The 18912-nt window shown below is 36.1% G+C and carries 15 protein-coding genes, 1 tRNA gene and 2 pseudogenes; 9 read left to right on the top strand and 9 right to left on the bottom strand.

The genetic code is table 11. The features are described 5' to 3' along the window. Positions 1 to 5 precede the first annotated feature (5 nt). Positions 6 to 458, bottom strand: a complete 453-nt coding sequence (locus tag ACFIK1_RS03185; RefSeq protein ID WP_375662066.1) for a GatB/YqeY domain-containing protein — start codon at positions 456 to 458, stop codon at positions 6 to 8. A 258-nt stretch (positions 459 to 716) separates the two neighbouring features. Between ACFIK1_RS03185 and carA the strand changes: the two genes are divergently transcribed. Next, entirely contained in the window at positions 717 to 1913 is a 1197-nt protein-coding gene (carA, locus tag ACFIK1_RS03180) for a glutamine-hydrolyzing carbamoyl-phosphate synthase small subunit (RefSeq protein ID WP_375662065.1), read from the top strand. An 869-nt stretch (positions 1914 to 2782) separates the two neighbouring features. Here carA and ACFIK1_RS03175 read toward each other — a convergent pair. Continuing rightward, positions 2783 to 4003, bottom strand: coding sequence for an MFS transporter (locus ACFIK1_RS03175; protein WP_375618195.1), 1221 nt, complete (start codon positions 4001 to 4003; stop codon positions 2783 to 2785). Positions 4004 to 4760: 757 nt separating this feature from the next. On the opposite strand from ACFIK1_RS03175, the gene ACFIK1_RS03170 reads away from it, so the two are divergent. Continuing rightward, a complete protein-coding gene (locus tag ACFIK1_RS03170) occupies positions 4761 to 5600 on the top strand; it encodes a DUF1460 domain-containing protein (RefSeq protein WP_375662064.1) in 840 nt (279 codons plus the stop codon). A 1292-nt stretch (positions 5601 to 6892) separates the two neighbouring features. Here the strand turns inward: ACFIK1_RS03170 and ACFIK1_RS03165 are convergent. Continuing rightward, entirely contained in the window at positions 6893 to 7801 is a 909-nt protein-coding gene (locus tag ACFIK1_RS03165) for a cation diffusion facilitator family transporter (RefSeq protein ID WP_375662063.1), read from the bottom strand. Between the two features lie 761 nt (positions 7802 to 8562). On the opposite strand from ACFIK1_RS03165, the gene ACFIK1_RS03160 reads away from it, so the two are divergent. After that, the gene (locus tag ACFIK1_RS03160) at positions 8563 to 9372 is read left to right on the top strand and encodes a TrmH family RNA methyltransferase (protein WP_375662062.1); all 810 of its coding nucleotides are present in this window, start codon (positions 8563 to 8565) and stop codon (positions 9370 to 9372) included. Between the two features lie 275 nt (positions 9373 to 9647). Here the strand turns inward: ACFIK1_RS03160 and mnmA are convergent. Continuing rightward, positions 9648 to 10872: pseudogene (gene mnmA, locus ACFIK1_RS03155) on the bottom strand (tRNA 2-thiouridine(34) synthase MnmA). A 390-nt stretch (positions 10873 to 11262) separates the two neighbouring features. On the opposite strand from mnmA, the gene ACFIK1_RS03150 reads away from it, so the two are divergent. Then, positions 11263 to 11538: a DUF1153 domain-containing protein gene (locus ACFIK1_RS03150; RefSeq protein WP_273758311.1), complete on the top strand. Its 276-nt coding sequence runs from the start codon at positions 11263 to 11265 to the stop codon at positions 11536 to 11538. Between the two features lie 141 nt (positions 11539 to 11679). Here ACFIK1_RS03150 and ACFIK1_RS03145 read toward each other — a convergent pair whose 3' ends face one another. Beyond that, positions 11680 to 12066, bottom strand: coding sequence for a flagellar export protein FliJ (locus tag ACFIK1_RS03145; RefSeq protein WP_375634637.1), 387 nt, complete (start codon positions 12064 to 12066; stop codon positions 11680 to 11682). Between the two features lie 565 nt (positions 12067 to 12631). Between ACFIK1_RS03145 and ctrA the strand changes: the two genes are divergently transcribed. Beyond that, positions 12632 to 13333 carry a response regulator transcription factor CtrA gene (gene ctrA, locus ACFIK1_RS03140; protein ID WP_273790819.1) on the top strand — a complete coding sequence of 234 codons (702 nt, stop codon included), beginning with the start codon at positions 12632 to 12634 and terminating at the stop codon, positions 13331 to 13333. 224 nt (positions 13334 to 13557) lie between these two features. Here the strand turns inward: ctrA and chpT are convergent, their stop codons facing one another. Next, positions 13558 to 14196: a histidine phosphotransferase ChpT gene (gene chpT, locus ACFIK1_RS03135; protein ID WP_375632317.1), complete on the bottom strand. Its 639-nt coding sequence runs from the start codon at positions 14194 to 14196 to the stop codon at positions 13558 to 13560. 214 nt (positions 14197 to 14410) lie between these two features. Between chpT and ACFIK1_RS03130 the strand changes: the two genes are divergently transcribed. From ACFIK1_RS03130 to ACFIK1_RS03120, 3 genes are read left to right on the top strand one after another with little or no spacing between them, the layout of a single operon-like run. After that, positions 14411 to 15007 (top strand): DUF1134 domain-containing protein, encoded by a 597-nt coding sequence (locus tag ACFIK1_RS03130; RefSeq protein WP_375613340.1) that lies wholly within the window; start codon positions 14411 to 14413, stop codon positions 15005 to 15007. Positions 15008 to 15034: 27 nt separating this feature from the next. Beyond that, positions 15035 to 15421 carry a hypothetical protein gene (locus ACFIK1_RS03125; RefSeq protein WP_375662061.1) on the top strand — a complete coding sequence of 129 codons (387 nt, stop codon included), beginning with the start codon at positions 15035 to 15037 and terminating at the stop codon, positions 15419 to 15421. Further along, entirely contained in the window at positions 15411 to 15677 is a 267-nt protein-coding gene (locus tag ACFIK1_RS03120; RefSeq protein ID WP_375611955.1) for a hypothetical protein, read from the top strand. Before ACFIK1_RS03125 ends, ACFIK1_RS03120 begins: the two co-directional genes overlap by 11 nt. A gap of 324 nt (positions 15678 to 16001) precedes the next feature. Here ACFIK1_RS03120 and ACFIK1_RS03115 read toward each other — a convergent pair whose 3' ends face one another. Continuing rightward, positions 16002 to 17120 (bottom strand): DegT/DnrJ/EryC1/StrS family aminotransferase, encoded by a 1119-nt coding sequence (locus ACFIK1_RS03115; RefSeq protein WP_375662060.1) that lies wholly within the window; start codon positions 17118 to 17120, stop codon positions 16002 to 16004. Between the two features lie 49 nt (positions 17121 to 17169). Next, complete coding sequence (locus ACFIK1_RS03110; protein ID WP_375633056.1) at positions 17170 to 18126, bottom strand: Gfo/Idh/MocA family protein; 957 nt, start codon at positions 18124 to 18126, stop codon at positions 17170 to 17172. Positions 18127 to 18290: 164 nt separating this feature from the next. On the opposite strand from ACFIK1_RS03110, the gene ACFIK1_RS03105 reads away from it, so the two are divergent. Next, positions 18291 to 18367, top strand: a tRNA-Met gene (locus ACFIK1_RS03105). A gap of 355 nt (positions 18368 to 18722) precedes the next feature. Here the strand turns inward: ACFIK1_RS03105 and ACFIK1_RS03100 are convergent. Further along, positions 18723 to 18912, bottom strand: a pseudogene (locus ACFIK1_RS03100) (late control protein); the annotation flags it as partial.

Raw genomic sequence — 18912 nt, 5'->3', positions numbered from 1 at the left:
AAGATCTATTGCAATTTCTTACGAAGACTATTGCACACTTTAGAAAAATTCATTTGCCCCGCATACCGTTCCTTAAGCCATGCCATCACCTTACCGATATCGCGTAATTTTTCTGCCTTTGTTTGTGCCAAAGCTTCACAAAGAACCTGTTCTACTTCCATCTCCTTAAGTTGATAGGGAAGAAATTCACGAATAACTTCTATTTCTGCTTGTCCTCTCTCTGCCAATTCCAAGCAACCAGACTCTTTATAGACTCGTATCAATTCTTCACGCTGTTGAAGCATTTTAGTGAAAACAGACTGTATCTGCTGATCATCCACTTCTAGCTTCCCTTCATCATAATAAAGAATATCACGATCCCTAACTGCAGCATTCATTAAACGAAGTGTAGCAAGACGCGCACTATCTTGCGCTTTCAAAGCAGCCCTAAGAGCCCCATCAATCTGGTTACGCAACATAAATTTATCCAATTTTGTTCAAGAAGAAGATGCCTTTTAACCAATCTTTATCCATCTTGCAATGGAGGATAAAAAAATAATTAAGGACTCGATCTTCGAAAAGCTAAAACAAGACTTTACCTCTTCATGGAATGTACTTATACTGCCTACTTCAAGCAAAACGTTACCAGAATAATATACACAGCATCTGCTAAAGGTATGATTTTTGTGTAAAGTTGATCATTATACCTTTCAGAGAATAAATTGTGGATACATAATATGATACAAGCGACTTCACCCAGCCACCCTTGGAGTATCAAAAAAACTACAGCCCTCTTAGTCTTAGCAGATGGAACAGTTATTGAAGGCAAAGGAGCAGGTGCTACAGGTATCGCTGAAGCTGAAGTGTGTTTTAACACCGCCATCACAGGCTATGAAGAAATCCTCACAGACCCGTCATACACACAACAAATCGTTAATTTTACTTTTCCTCATATAGGAAATGTAGGGGCAAATAGCGAAGATATTGAAGATCTCTCTCCTCTCAATTGTCATGGTGCTGTTGGCGCTATTTTCAAGGCAGATATTACAAATCCTTCAAATTATCGTGCCAATGAAAATCTTCATCAATGGCTTAAAACGCGTAAAATTATTGCACTTTGTGGTATTGATACACGTGCACTCACAATTCTTATTCGTGAAAAAGGTGCACAAAATGCTGTCATTGCACATGATGCTAATGGAAATTTTGATATTCCTTCTTTAAAGAAACGTGCGCAAAAATGGCACGGTCTCGTCAATCTTGACCTTACGAAAGATGTGACATCTCAATCATCAATGCAATGGGATGAAAAACCATGGAGTTGGAATAAAGGATACGGTACAAACAATGTGCACAATCTTCATATCATTGCAATTGACTACGGTATTAAACGTAATATTCTTCGCCTTATGGCAACACAAAAAGCCCGCATTACTGTTGTGCCTGCCCACACAACTGCAAAAGAAATTCTGGCAATGAACCCTGATGGCGTTTTTCTTTCTAATGGACCAGGAGACCCCGCAGCTACGGCTCAATATGCCATTCCAACAATCAAAACATTAATTGATCATAATTTACCAATTTTTGGAATATGTCTTGGTCATCAACTTCTCGCTCTTACGGTTGGTGCAAAGACCGTGAAAATGCACCAAGGACATCATGGTGCCAACCACCCAGTTAAAGACCTTAACACTGGAAAAATTGAGATTGTATCGATGAATCACGGTTTTGCCGTAGATTCTGCCTCTTTACCACAACATGTTCAAGAAACACATATTTCTCTCTTTGATGGCTCAAACTGTGGTATTCGAATCATTGGAAAACCTGTTTTTTCTGTTCAATATCACCCTGAAGCTTCTCCGGGACCACAAGATAGCCACTACCTCTTTCAGCATTTTAGTGATCTCATTATGAATTATAAAAAAATATCTTAAAATAAAAAGCCTCACCTTTTAGCTTCTCTCCTTTAAATTATATCATCTTCCTACGCACAATTATATTATTCTTATACCTACAACTTATTGAATAAATATTCTTATTTATCATTCTGAAACTAAAAAGAGCGCTCTGAATAGCTTAAATTTTTCTCATTCCTCTTCTCTTAAGGTCGTATCCATCAAAATCATTGGCTTCTCCCCCCAAGCAAGATAAGTGGGTCGATAAAAATCATCTTTAAAAAGAGTAAAGTGCCTAACCTTCAAATAAGTATTTGATTCACAGTACAATTTTAAGCATTCTATTGTGCATGAGAAACATAATTCCTCCTAAAGAATAAAAAAATTAAAGTGTGAGACAATGCAACAAATCTCTACTTTTTAAAAGATATTGCCGTAGATGGTTTTGAAAACTGTAAAGTCGAATAAAAAAGTAATCGCAAAACAGAAAACATTTTTTCAATTTTACAACTTTATATTCTTCCAAAATGAGGTTTTCTTTCGATTTCAGAAGTTATGCCAACAAATATAAGCAATATTTTACTTCCAATTTGCCATATAAAATTTGGAATTGTTCATACAATACTGATACATCTAACTCAGATACGTTTTAATCTTTGTTTTCAATATGCTGCTACATTAACACTGGATATTAATTTGCAAGCAATAGAAAAAATACGGACTCCCCTATACAAACAATATCACAAAATAAAAAAATTATTTTCACTAAATGAGAAGGATATATCGATATTTTATATAACACTTTGTTAAACAAATATCACAAAAAACTTTCTGCCTATAAAATGATACATTTTGTTTATCTTGTGCATTCTCTAGCAAAATAGTACGTACCGGCCTCTCTAAACAAATTAACGTACCCGCAAGACAAAAATAACTGTCGCAACAACAAGAAGAAAAAAGCCTCCAACAAAAGGAGCACCAGAAAAATAAAACAATGCATTTTTATCTGTAAAACATTCAAAAAGAAACACATAAAAAACAGAACCAAATGTTAAACTCAACGAAATAACAGATGTCATCGCTCCTTGCAGTTCTCCTTGTACATTTGTCGGTACCTGCGCTGAAGCAATAGCACGTATAGGTGCATGAACAAGATACTCAAGCATAGTACACACACAAACCATATATACCATCCACCCCTGCGTCGCGAATGTATAGCCCAGCATAGCAACAGAGGCAAACAAAAGCCCCACTATAACAATATGCCAATCACTCCATCGTTTAGAAAAATAAGGCAAAATGAGAGCGACTACAATAAATTGCCCTATCCCAAAAACACTATAGGAGAGTCCAATAGAAAAAGAACTCCAATCATAGCGTTCTTTTGCAATGAAAGCCCAAATGCTTAACCATACAGATTCCGCAAACCAATAAAGAAAAAAGACCAATAACACCCAAAGAACCATCGGGTATTGTTTCAGATGCCAAAAAGCACCTAAGGGATTTGCCCGCTTAATATCAAAAAAGCGCCTATTCCATAAAGAAAGGGTTTCTGGAAGCATAACCCAAGAAAAAATAAAATTAATGAGAGAAAAACCAGCAGCAAAATAAAACGGAATACGCGGACCAAACTGACCTAAAAAACCACCAATAAACGATCCTAAAATAAACCCCAATGCGGATGCAATGCCTAACAAACCAAAATTGCGTGTACGGGTTTTATCATCGGATATATCCGCAAGATAAGCTGTACAAGTTGCAAAACTAGCGCCACTTATCCCTGACAAAAGACGCCCGATAAATAACATAGAATAGCTCCATGCTATAGCACATATGAGATTATCAAGAGCAAAGCAGATAATAGAGAGAAGCAAAATAGGACGACGACCATAACGATCAGAGAGATTGCCAATAACAGGAGCAAACAAAAACTGCATCACTGAATAAGCTGCAAGTAATTTTCCTCTTTCTACAAAAGATGTACTGACCTCTTTTCCAGTTAATTGAGAAAAATATTCAGGCAAAACAGGACAAATGATCGCAATACAAAGAATATCTAACAATAAAGTGATGAACACTAAAATGAGCCCACGCTGAACAAATTTCGGATTGAGCATTTGGTCTTGCATAACATACACACTATTTTACGCATACAATGACTCCCCCGCTCTCTTTTAACTCCCGTTTCCTTTTAAAAGTATTCTATACCCTATACTTTTCACATACAAAATAATAACAAAGTAAAAATTTAAATAAGAGTCAAGATAAAACTATAAAATTACGTTTTAATTGTTATATCTTTAATTGCTATCTCATTGTCAAAGAATAAAATTTTTTTGCATTATACGAAAAAAATATTTGTGCGACAAACTCATGAACAAAATTTCATGAAACACAGAGTATTTCCAATAGTTTTAGAGACATTATGATGAATTTTATCAGACATCATTTCCCCCTCTCATCCCACCGTTTTCAGGAATCTCAATTCCATTGGATACATTAGATATCCTATAGTAATTGAAACCTTTTAAAAGATAAGCTCTTAAAAAATTTTCTTACCCTCAGAATATGCTATAAAGTTAAAGCAGCAACACCCGAATAGCTTAACAACATAAAAAGCTCATCATATTTTTAAAAATATTTATTTGACAATAATTTTGATTGAAAAATAAGTATATTATAGAGAAAAGTTCTTTAATTCTATAATCTTAGAAAAGATTCATATCGTTTGCAATTTGTGGAACCTTATTTTATCTTTATATTCATTGATACTCTTAATGATTGTATGCTACCATTAAATCTAACGATGATCATGATAAGCATTAAAAAAATAGCACTTTTAGAAATAGTTCGTCATGAATTTTTAATTCAAAAATGGTGTATAAAATGCGAAAAATATCTCTATTAATTTTCATATTAATGTTGGTAACAGGATGTGATGTTCAGGATTCTGATTCACAAGAGAGTATTTTAGAAAATAAAATAAAAACACAACAAACAACCAACGTAAACCTAGATCCCTATACTCTAAATAAATTAAATGCTCTTCTCAAAAAACGTTCAGAAACAAATTATCAGGAAAAAGGGGCACTAATTGACTTTCTTTCTGAAGCTTTTTTAGGGACACCTTACCAAGCAAATATGTTACATGGCTCAGAAAATACACCAGAAAAACTGATTATTGACTTTAGAGGCTTAGATTGCTTCACTTATCTGGATTATGTTGAAGCATTGCGCAAATCAACATCCCAAACAGAATTCATAAATAACGTCATAAAAACACGTTATATTAACGGTAATGTTCATTTTTTAAATCGGAAACATTTTTTTACAGATTGGGCTTATAGAGAATATAAACTCGCCACTGATATTACCGCTGAAATAAGTCCCCATGCGGTAAAAATAGAAAAATATCTCAACAAAAAAGCTGATGGTGGAAACTATCTACCTGGGTTGCCAGTTGTGAAACGCATAATAACGTATATTCCAAGTAACTTTATTAATGAGGAGGTTATAGGTCGTTTACAGTCTGGTGATTTCATTGGTATTTATACGAAACTTGCTGGATTGGATGTAACACATGTGGGCTTCTTTATCATGACAGATAAAGGGCCAATGTTAAGAAATGCTTCTTCACGAAAAGAAAACGAAAAAGTCGTTGATTCTCCTTTTATGAATTATGTTGAAAAAACACCAGGAATCATTGTTTTAAGAGCTCTTGAATAACATCATAGTGATATGAAATATCTTCTCTATCCTTAAAATATATACTGTCGTCATTCAGGTAAACATCTGACTTCGTTCAAGCTATACGGATACAATATATTTGTTTACAGTTTTAAGAGAAAAAAGTCGTTTTGATCTAACTTTGTTTATAGGTATGACAAAATCATTTTTGGAGAAATCACGGATTTATAATCACTTTATACTGGTTGAACGATAAAGACAGAAAAAAGTCTACTATAGTATCACGCTTTCCTTTCATATTCTCAACCAAGAGTTATCTTTAGATTACTGCTAATCTGATCTTTACGAATATAACGCAAAAGACACAAACGAACGTTTGTAAAATAAGTAAAAGTAAAGCCAGATATGTTTGGTGTTGTTTCATAAAGTATTTTATAAAAATTCGATCTACCTCTCTAATTTAGAGCATATAAATTTTTGACTTTATAGCATTGTTTTCCTAATAAAGTCTTTGTTTTTTGTTATTGTCTATCAAATTAAAATAGCTCTAATGTAGAAGCATATTTATGATTAGGATGCACCAGTACTGTACGAGTCCTTGTAAAATTTTGATGCCAGATTGGAATGAAAATATGAAAGCATCAATTAAAACCAGTTTCTATCTTTAGCATCATTCTTTAGTTCAGCTTTGCGATTTTCTACAGCAACGACAATAATATCCTTCAAAGAGTAGAGACATGAGCATTATTTTTTTTCATTCTTTAATGAGTCCCCATCCTTCATGCAATAAAGAACACTCTAAACAGAATCCATTGTATCGATAAAACAATACATTTATTAGCAACAATAATGATGATTAATCTATGATCACAAACTTTAAAACCCTATTCATAACTTTTATATAAAATTTATAATTAAATCTCATTAAACTTATTACGAAGGCTTCACTCCTCTTCGCCCTAAGCAACGAAACATCTAATCCCAACAGTCTGTAAACAATCCGTTTTCTTAAATGGATTTAAGCTGCTAATCATTTCATGAGATTCACTTACAAAAGAATACAGCGGTAAGTCCTATTTTGAATATTTACTCCATACTCTAAAAACACTTAATAGATCAAATTTTATATGCCTTATCTCACCACACCTTAAATGACAGTGTTTTAACGAAATAGAATAAATCTTGCCTTAAATACTCTGTTTAACCTTGTATACTTGATTGATGCAAAAATAAAATCAACAAAAGAGCATCATCGTATTTTCGAGAGGTATGAATCGCTCCATCATAAAAAACAGCCCTTATAACATAACAGACAATTTGAAAAAATCTTTTTATATAAAAGGGATCACCGTTGTACCAGGAGGCAATTTTGCCTCATCTTCAGGCTCGACATGAATAGAAATACGCACATTATCAAATTCTTTTTGAAGAACAGCTTCGATTTTATCACAAATTTTATGTGCTTCTCCTACCTGCATTATAGCAGGCACAACCAAATGAAACTCTATAAAAGTAACCCTCCCAGCAACACGCGTCCGCAAATCATGGACCTCAAGCGCACCCGATGCATTTGCAGAAATCAGCTCCCGAATCCGCATGCTTTCATTCAATTCAACGCCAACATCCATTAATCCCTGAACAGCATTTCTAATCACCTTCCAGCCCTGTAAGAGAATATTAACGGCAACGATTATCGCTAAAATTGGATCTAAAGCTCCCCATCCTCCGACAAAACCGGCAATCAAACCAATTAAAATTGCAAGCGACGTAAAAACATCTGTTATAAAATGCACTCCATCAGCTTTAAGAGCCGGTGAGCGATGGAGTTTTCCCTGCCAAATAAGAACCATTCCCCACATACAGTTTATGACAGTTGCAATAAGATGAATAACAAGCCATATTCCAGGTTTCTGCAACAATTTAACGGTAGAAAGAGCTATCCATGCTTCTCTTAAAATAACAATTGCCGCAATAATAATGAGTACCCCTTCAAGAATTGCGGAAAAATATTCCGCTTTATGATGCCCAAAGGGATGATCATGATCTGCTGGCTTCATACTCACTTTAACAGCCCACCATGCTGCCAATGACGCAAGGATATTAACGATTGATTCCAATGCATCAGAATAAAGTGCAACCGAACCTGTGATGTGATATGCCCAATATTTCAAAGCAAAAACAATACACGCAATAAAAATAGAGTATAAAGTTAAGCTTTGTATATTGATTTTTACATCCATGAACCTCATCCTTTTCTTCACGAAATAGGGAACTAATATTTTCAACCATATCATTATACTTTTGGCATAACGACGATCTTTCCTCAATATTACAGAAGCTTCATCATACAATAAACGCCTCAGCTCACCATTATTATCGTAAAAACTGCTCAGTTACACGAACAGCACCAATAAATAAAGAAGAGAAAAATAATAGAAAGAAGAGCTTTCCCAAGAGCAATCAAACACATAACCTTCATTATTAATCGTTTTCTGAATAACTTAAAGCCATCTCACTTCTCATAAACGAAAAACTTGTTTTTGCTCAAATCTATCATAATCATGCATTTTTTTAGTCTTATGATGTGCATTATAACCCATCTATAAGCCATCTTTGCACCTTAGAAAAAATATCTTAGCACTCTACTGTAACCTTACAGGTCAACTGGATTTTAAAATATGATTTACTAAAAAATTTAGATATAAAAAGAAGAACAATGATTACCCTCAAAAAAAGAATCTGGGCATTGGGGACCCAGATTCTTTTCCCTTAGAAATTAAGGGCATACAGAACTTGGGAAATAGCGGGGACCCAAGACACTGCACCCGATACGAGAAAAATATATGATTCCGTATCAGTATTTTCACATTATACCTATGGTTGCATATTGTCAACATAAATTCTACCATAAGTTTTAAAAAGTATTTTTTTATCTCTTCTTTTAAAATAAAAAAAATTCTAACATCTGGAAATCATAAGAAAAAAGCACTAAAAATCTCGCATGCATTTGAATATCACAACAATCAATGAAACAGATGATCCACGCCTAAAAGCCTATCATAATATCCGTGAAAAAGATCTTGTTGGACGGCAACATCAATTTATTGCTGAAGGCAAAGTAACATTGTCCGCATTACTGCACTCAAAAGAGTTTTCTGCCATCTCACTGCTTATCGTAGCAAACCGTCTCTCTGGACTTCTACCGCTTTTAGAAAAAACACAGCCCCTATGTCCCATTTATTGCGTTCCACAAAAAATTATGGATAATATCACCGGCTTCCATGTTCATCGTGGTATTCTGGGTATTGGTAAACGCAAAATACTGCCATCTTTACAAAGTTTTTTACAACATCTTCCAGAAAAAGCTTTGATTCTTGTTTTATGTGGTATCTCGAATCACGATAATATGGGATCAATTTTTCGTAATGCAGCAGCCTTTGCCAGTAATGGCATTATTGTCGACAAAACCTCATGCGATCCACTTTATCGCAAATCAATAAGAGTTTCTGCCGGTGCTGCTTTAAAAGTACCCTATACGCAAAACGCTGATATAGATGACATTATAGCTGCTCTAAACGATGAAAACTTTCATCTTTATGCACTCTCCCCTTCTGCCTCACACACTCTCAAACAAGCCAACAAAACCAAAAGAATGGCACTTATTTTTGGAACAGAAGGCGATGGCTTACCACCCCATATACTACAACAATCAAACACCTTACGTATTCCCATGACTGACGGTTTTGACAGCCTTAATGTTGCCACAGCCTCAGGTATTGCACTTGCTCATTTTACCAACTTTGACCACTAAAGATGATAACACTTCAAGTTATAGAACATACCTAATGTTGTGTGTTATCTACCAGTCTCCAATAATATTGCCGTTCCCTAGCCTTTGAAAGCATTGATAAAAAACATTTTTACATTTTTTTCATCACTTTCCACACCCTAACCCCACTTATGACGTGCAGAAGATATAATGTTGATGGATTCAATCATAAAACAAACTTTCAATGAGAAAATCTTCCGGAAGTCTCTCATTCAAGTTTAAGGTTAAAAGATATCATTAAATCAATTTACTATGCTTTATAAAGCTGTTGTTTTTAGTTCTGAGGAAACAGAATCTTTTGTTTCGAGATTGCATAAAACGCGCTTCAACATCATTTCAGTATCGGCTGCACGTTCTGAATGTGTTACAAATCCTCCCCCAAGAATACGCGCCTCATGACCATTTCCATCATAAAGAACGCAAGCTTGCCCTGGTGCCACACCATTTTCACATTCCAATAAATCAACGGAAAAAATACCTTCTTTATAATGTAAGCGCGCAAGATGAGGAGGACGCGTTGAACGCACCTTTACAGCCACCTCAATACCTTGAGAAGGGAAATTATCTAACGACTCATCACCAAGCCAATTCACATCACGTAAAAAAAGCTTATGCGTTTCTAACATTTCACGCGGTCCAACAATAACACGTGCATTTTCCACATCGAGATAAACCACATAAAGCGCTTCACCCGTTGACACCCCAATACCACGACGTTGACCAACCGTATAATTAACAATTCCCGAATGTTTACCTAAAATCTTTCCATCAATATGGACAATAACGCCAGGATTAGCTGCTTCTGGACGCAGTTTTGCGATAACATCTGAATATTTTCCTTGTGGAACAAAACAAATATCCTGACTATCATGCTTATTGGCAACCACAAAGCCCATTTCTGCTGCCATTTCACGAACGCGGGCTTTTGGAAGGTTACCAAGTGGAAAACGCAAATAATCAATCTGTTCTTGTGTCGTTGCAAAGAGAAAATAACTCTGATCACGATCATTATCGAGAGGACGAAAGAGTGCTCGATGCGCTCCGTGGGAACGCGAACGAATATAATGTCCCGTAGCCAAAGCATCTGCCCCCAATTCGCGTGCCGTTGCTAATAAATCAGCAAACTTAACCGTTTGATTACATGCAATACATGGTACTGGGGTCTCTCCATGAGCATAACTTTCTGCAAAAGGATCAATAACAGCTTCGCGAAAGCGCTTTTCATAATCAAGAACATAATGCGGTATTCCTAGTGTTTCTGCAACGCGGCGTGCATCCTCAATATCTTGTCCTGCACAACACGCCCCCACCCGATGCGTTGCTTCCCCATGATCATAAAGCTGCAACGTAATGCCAATAACATTATACCCTTCCTTTTTCAAAAGACCTGCAACAACCGATGAATCAACCCCCCCCCGACATTGCAACAACAATGCGAGAATCCTCAGGTTGCCCTGGTAAATCAAGACTGTTTAAAAACATGTATTCATTCTCTATTTAATGCTCTGTTTAATGGCTACCCATATGTTGACATTCTGATGCACGCTCTTTAGCACTTTTACACGATTGATTGTCTTTATATTATTTTTTTATCCTTTCCACAACCATAGGCATTACTTTCTTAAGAGCTGCTGCAAACAAAAAAAGAATGATGGAAATAAGGCATAATGGTAATCGTTTAGGAGAAATCCTTTTTTCTCTTTTGAAAAATCCAGTAAAATATTGCAAGAATCTCTTCTACACACTTCAACTTGAGCTTCTTTTTACAGACCCAATCACTTTATTAATTTTTTCTTTCAGCGCTTTTAGCTCTTTTTTAAATTTCATGCTCTATAAACGAATCAAGTCCTTGACTAAAGGTAGAGGATACGAATGACCAACTTGATAAAAACACAAATGAAATATGTTATTGGGCCAGATGGAAGTCCGCTTACAATTGCCGACCTACCGCCGCAAACAACACGGCGCTGGGTGATTCGTCGCAAAGCTGAAGTTGTTGCGGCTGTCAGAGGTGGATTGTTAAGTCTTGACGAAGCGTGCCACCGTTATACTTTGACTGTAGAAGAATTTCTTTCATGGCAAAGTTTAATCGATGAACACGGTTTAGCGGGATTACGAACGACCAAGATTCAACACTACAGGCATTAAGTTGCCATTGATTAATAAAACATAAAGCAATCTATAAAACAGCCAAACTTGGTAAAAGTTTGGCTGTTTTATACTATACCCAAAAGATAAACCTGAAAGAATGGATTTTTCAATAATTGCTTTTATCATCCAGCCATTAAATTAGCCAACCATTGAATTAGATTGAATCAAAATATCCTTATCATCCGCAGCAATCTTCTTTTCTCGTGCTTCCAAAAGCTGTGCACGTTGCAGCTCTGTATTAGCTTCATGGAGAGCAATTTCAGCATTTGTTTTTTGAAGTTCTAAATCACGAATTGAATTGATCAGATTATCACGTCTTTGCCGCGCTGCACGCGCAAAAGCAGAATAAGCAAAATGGTGAACATCATTGTTTCCAGATTTACGTTCTTCATGAGTAATCTGTGCTTCCAACTCTAACACCATTCGTTCAAATTCTGCGATCATCATCTCAAGCTGTGTAATTTCACGGCGCTTTCCACGCACTTGAAACATCCTTAATCGCACCATATTTTCTCGTGGCTTCATACTCACTACTCCTTGATTGCGCCAACTCAAAACTCGCATTCACACCCAATAAATATCTTTTAGTTATATATCTATCCGACAAAAACAGTCTATTAACTTGAAATTATAATAATTTTTGCCTTTCATTAAAGCATCTGAAAATACAATCTGCTTTAATAGAGCAATAACTATTTCTTTAACTTTTCCCCCATTATAAACTGAAGAGGTTTAAAGCTCAGTAAATAAACACTGAAATTGTAAAAAAGTAATTTATAAAGCTCTTTTACAAATTTTTTTTAAGTTAAAGTTTATAGAAAAAGCCCTCCTTTTTTATTATGTTAAAAAATATAGGATTTTTCTAAAATAATTTTGTAGCCTCTTTCAAAAATAAAAATATTTTGTTAACCACTATCATGGATAGTGGGGAATTTAGTAGTGATTGTTACGCGTACTACTGAAATGTTCATAAACGCTTTGTTATAAGTGTTTGATTTAATGAATTGTTTTTATAACAGTGGTTTTGCTAACTGATATAAAATAGAAATGCTCCTTATGATTCGTGAAGGAGCAAAGTGAGGGATCTAAAATGCGCGTATTATTAATTGAAGATGATAGAGCAGTTACTCAAAGCATTGAGTTGATGTTAAAGTCGGCTAACTTTAATGTTTATATCACTGATCTGGGTGAAGAAGGTATCGATTTAGGAAAACTCTATGATTATGATATCATTTTGCTTGATCTGAATTTGCCTGACATGTCAGGGTATGATGTCTTGCGGACTCTAAGGTTGGCAAAAATAAAAACTCCTGTCCTAATCCTTTCTGGTATGAATGCCATTGAAGATAAGGTTCGTGGTTTTGGCTTTGGAGCAGACGACTATATGACGAAGCCTTTTCATAAGGATGAGCTCATTGCACGTATCCATGCAGTTGTTCGTCGTTCAAAAGGACATGCACAATCGGTTATTGTTACCGGAGATCTCACCGTTAACCTTGACACAAAAACTGTCGAAGTTGCAGGGCGCCCTGTTCATTTAACCGGTAAAGAATACCAAATGTTAGAGCTTCTCTCTTTACGCAAAGGCACCACCCTTACCAAGGAAATGTTTCTCAATCATCTCTATGGTGGAATGGATGAACCAGAACTAAAGATTATCGATGTTTTTATCTGTAAATTGCGGAAAAAATTGGAAGCAGTCTCTTCCAGTGTAAATTACATTGATACAGTTTGGGGACGTGGTTATGTATTACGTGATCCAGTTGAAGAGAACGTACGAAAAACCGCTTAAGCAGTGAATATGCACATTGTAAAATCTCGGAGTGTAGCGGGCCGAGATTTTTTCCCCGAGATCTTTTCTCTATTAAAAGTAGAGAACTCGCACACTAAAAATCTCATATAGAAAGCGCTTAAAGCTTAAGAAGTAACCACACCCAATTTACACATATAACCTTATCGCTCATAAGTTCAATCGAAGCCACTTTTCCCAACACAGCTTAAGCGCTTCTCTCTTATTCAAAGCTTTTTTACACTTTCTAAAACAATACAACCATCACTTTCATCAATATTTATTTTCATCTCTGTCATCTGAGCAAGTAACATTGTGTAATAAAATTGGATGACATGTGCATCAATAAGCTCTTCTTGAACTTCTCCACGAAATAACGCAAGAAAATGAGGGGGGATACGGAGAGTTCTACCGAAAACCTCAAATCGAAAAGAACGTTTATTTTCTTCTTGCAAAATCATAACAACAATTTCACCACCACGAGAAACTGTTGCGTTTGCAATCAATAATAAATTAAGCAAAAGTTTAACTTCATCTTTTTCTAACAATAAAGAAGAAGCTTGCCATTTTAAAGTTGCTTTTTCTTCTTTCATATATTGTTGAGCAACCTGCTCTGCAGTCCGTGTATCTATTTGTCCTCCACTTGCACCAGCAAAACCAAAAGCCAATCGCGCAAATTGTAGACGTGCAGCAGCACTCGCAACGGATAAACGCACCAATTGTAAAGCATCTTCTTCAGCTCCTCCTTCATCATAAAGCTCCATTGCATTTTGAATAGCCCCCACAGGTGAAATCAAATCATGGCAAATACGACTACAAAGCAAAGCAGCAAGATCCATAGGCTTCAAAGAAATATCTAACGTCATAATGATTGAAAACTCCTAGATTCAAAAAAACAAACTTTATTTTAAAGAAAAACTCTTAACATCTGATGCATAATAGGAAACATTAACAATCATGCTAAAAAATTCAGAAATAAATTCAAGAATTTAAATAACCTTATATCTTATTTTTTATTTGAATAGAATGAAAATTCTAATATTATCTTTTTGTTTATCACTAATAAAAGGAGAAAACTCCATGGCTCTCTCTCTGCTCAAATACTGGTACAAAAATATTATATCTTTAATCTTCCTTTTATTCATCACCATAAACACTACACAAGCTCGACTAAAACCAATAGAGCAAAACGAACCTCATTATTCACTCCAAGAAATTATTGATTCTGGTCATATTTTTTTTGGAAAAACAGCTAGTGGTCTGGCTGTTGCAATTCAAAATATTTTTTCAAAATACGGTTATCCCAATGCCTATATTTTAGGAGAAGAAGCTTCTGGTGCCTTTTTTGCTGGATTAACCTATGGCGAAGGAATGGTTTTTACCAAAAGCTATGGTCAACATAAAGTTTTTTGGCAAGGTCCCTCAGTAGGATGGGATTTTGGCGGCCAAGGCTCCCGTTTAATGATCTTAGTTTACAATCTTAATGGCATAAATAATTTATGGAGACGCTATGGTGGTATTTCAGGTTCGGCCTATTTAATTGCAGGTGTTGGTTTTCATGTCCTAAAATACCATAATACCTTGTTAATCCCAATACGTACAGGAGTCGGCGCACGCCTTGGTATCAATATAGGATATTTAAAATTAACACATAGACCGACATGGAATCCGTTTTAAACGTATTCTTATTTGAAAAGGGGTATTATGCTTATTCAATCATTTCTTTTTTTTATACTTGGAGTTGCTTTCACTTCCTGGTTACTGGTGCTTTTATCTCCTTTTATTTGGCGTAAAGCCGTTCATTTTGCGTATAAAGATGTTTGTGCGAAAATACCATTATCACTCGCGGAAATAGAAGCAAATCACGATTTTCTTCGTGCACAACATGCTGTAGAATTAGCAAACAACCAACAAAAGTACGAATTTTTGCAAAAAAAATATGTCCAACAAAAAATACAACTGAGCCAAGTAACAGAACAGTTTTATCGGCTATGCCTCCCCACAAAAGATACTCTCACCAAAGAAGCGATAGCAATCAAACAAAATATCGCCACACTACACACTTCCAAAGGAAAGACAAATGATGCGTGAAAAAGTCGCACACTATCAGCAACGCTTACAAAAAATCCAAACTCATGAGCTGGACACGACCGCTAACCACCAATTGCTAGAAGAACTCCGAGAAGAAACAAAAGAACTTGCAGCAACATTAGCAGCTCAAATAGCGCTACAAGAAGGGAATACATCACCCATCAACACATTGATTCAAAAATCCAAAAGCAAAAATGACCTAGCATCACGTATTCGCCAAAAAATAACTTTTCTCTCCAAAAGCCCCGTTAAATAAGTTATCTTTTAAAACACCTTAAATGAAGAGTAAAATCAACAAAGGTTCATTGTAACTTTCATAACCCAAATCCTTTTTATTAAACGTGACTTTTTTGCTAAGCTAAAGGACAAAGTTTCTTAGCCCATACCGTTCTGTTAAAAAATATCTTCTTGTCTAGAAGCTTCACTTTCTAATCATATCACCGCTCTAAAGGACAACATTTCATAGGTCCTAGAAAGGAAATAATACCAAAACATTGGCCACACACTCTAACAAAAAATACCTTCTAAGATGGATCACCAATAAAGCTTTGACCATAATTTTAAGGATAAAAACACGCTCTCAAGAGTGATAAAAATCTCTTATTTTTTTGATAATCATATCCTGATCCGTTTGTGTCAAGTAAGGATGCATTGGTAAACTTAAAACACACTCTCCTAAAGACTCTGAAACAGAAAGGGAATCTTTTACATAAGGGAAGTGTTTATAAGCTGGCTGTTGATGTAAAGGAGTTTTATAATAAATCATTGTAGGGATAGAATGTTTTTGTAAAAAATCTTTTAATTTATCCCGTTCTTTTACCTTAATCGTATATTGTGCATAAGCAGAACGAATATTTTCTCCTATTTCTGGAACTGTAACAATATCTCTTAAGCCATTGGAATAGCGTTGAGCAATTTCCACACGCTTTTCCATTTCATCTTCAAAAATCGCAAACTTTTCTAGTAAAATTGCAGCCTGAATGCTATCTAGGCGCGAATTCATACCAATACGTACATTGTCATATTGCGTTTCACCTTTACCATGAAACAAAATAGAGCGTAAAAGTTCTGCAAAATGATCATCATTGGTCATCATAGCGCCTCCATCGCCATAACATCCTAATGGTTTTGCAGGATAAAAACTTGTAGCAGCCACATCACCAAAAGCACCACACATAGTATTACCGCTTCTCCCCCCCATAGATTGAGCAGCATCTTCAATTATAAAAAGATTTTCCTTTGCAGCCACTTGAGCAATTTGCACATAGTCAGCAGAAAGCCCAAATAAATCAACGGCAATAATAGCTTTTGGCTTTAGACGTCCCTCTTTTTTTACCATTTCGATAGCGTGAGAAAGTTTTTCAACATCAATATTGAATGTATCAGATAAAACATCAACAAAAACAGGTTTAGCCCCCACCAAAGCAACCACTTCAGCCGTTGCTGAAAATGTAAAACTAGGACAAAAAACAGCATCCCCTGGACCAATATTTTTAGCCATAAGAGGCATCTTCAAAGCATCTGTTCCATTAGCACATGCAATCACATGTTTAACGCCAAGATATTCTGCCAATTTCTCTTCAAATTCTGTTACTTTTGGCCCCAAAATATACTTACCACTAGCGACTACATGCGCAATTGCAAAATTAATTTTATCTTCAATACGCGCACGCTGCGCCCCAAGGTCGATGAATTGCATATTAACTCCATTGATTATCACAAGAATGCAAAAGCGCTACCTATCTCTTTTATCTATCATAATTGACATCAGCAGCTGTTAAAATCCGTAAAACCGCAATAGCATCATCACCATTTGTACGAGGTGATTGACGCGTTTCAATACAATGAAGGAAATGCCGTAATTCGCAAGTAAGCGGCAAATCTTCACAAACATCAATGTAATTCAGCTCATCCATGCTAAAAGCCCACTCTTGATTTTCTTTCCAAACGGCAAAATAGTGCATTGCCAATTTACGACTCCACGGTTCCATATCATCAAAAACGAGTATAGCCTTTGTTCCAACAACAATTAAACGCCTCTCACGATAAGAACTCAAGCGTGAAGTAAAAAGATGACTACGCACGCCATTTGGAAAAATCATATGAATATGAGAAAAATCAGAAATCTGATCAACGACAGCAGCCCCCTCACCGCGAATTTCGGAAGGTTCACATCCTGTCAACGCCAAAATCATTGAGAGATCATGAGGGGCAAGATCCCATAAAGCATCACTGTGTGTGTGAAATTTTCCAAAGCCTAATCTATGAGAATAAATATATCGCACATCTCCCACATCTCCGTTTTTCACCAATTCACACATTTTTTCAAAAGCTGGATGAAAACGCAAAATATGGCCCACCATAAAAACTCGCTCATAGGCCTCAGCCTCCTGAACTTGGCGTTTAGCATCAGAAACATTCAAGGCTATTGGTTTTTCCACCAAAACATCTTTACCATTTTTAACAGCACGGAGCACATTTTGCGTATGCAATTGTGGCGGCAACGCTAATACCAGCGCATCAATATCTCGATGCGTAAAAAGATCATCTGGTGTAACAACCTCTACACCATACAGTGTTGCAAAACTAGCAGCACGATCATTATCAATATCAGAAACTGCTGCTAAAGCCCCGAGAGAGTGGAGTGTCCGTATATGATTTTCACCCCAATGACCGCATCCTAAAACCGCTACACGTGGCACCATTTTCATGCCTTACCTTACTTTATCATATGAAAATTACACTTTTACATATCGAGGATAAAATAGAATGACAAGAGAAAAGCTTAAAAACGATGCTTGACATCTTACTATTCTACCCCTTATATCCGCAAAAGATGTAATTATTGACAATTATGATTGCTTATTTTGGCGGAGTAGCTCAGTAGGTTAGAGCAGAGGAATCATAATCCTTGTGTCGGGGGTTCAAATCCCTCCTCCGCTACCATTACTTGTTTGTTGTAGCTTGCCAGCAGTTTAGCTTGCCAATGTAGCTTNAATCGTATTATTTGAGAAGCAGCGTATATAAGATGGTATGACTTCTTTTAGCATAAATTGACTGATGATTTTTCTGTATCCTAAGCACATTATTCAGGACATTATTAAATAAGAGAAGCGTTTAAGGAATTCGGTCAACTTGACCAAATTGCTCTTCAGTATGCAATTGTGCAATGTTTGCACCATTGCTCCTTTGAGGAATTGGGTAAACAATACCCTATTGCTGTACTCATGCAATTGGTGCAAGTTGCACCTATTCCTCATCACGACCGATCAAAGGGTCAAGTTGTCCCTTTGATTTTCTGTCACTCAGAGGTTTCCTTTTCTCCTGCCTCTTTTCCCTTGTTTGGTGCCTCGAGTGTGATTTCTGTGGTGTATCCGCTTTGTTTTTCATAGCGGTGGGTGACGGTCGCGGCTTTCCATGGTCCATTGATTTGCCCACGAAACCCTTGAAGGATGAGAGGTTGATCCGCCATGATTTCAGGGCGTCCCTCT

This window comes from Bartonella sp. OC16QHHD, from assembly GCF_042194035.1.
Taxonomy (GTDB): Bacteria; Pseudomonadota; Alphaproteobacteria; order Rhizobiales; family Rhizobiaceae; genus Bartonella.
This window is presented reverse-complemented; position numbering and strand designations above follow the sequence as displayed.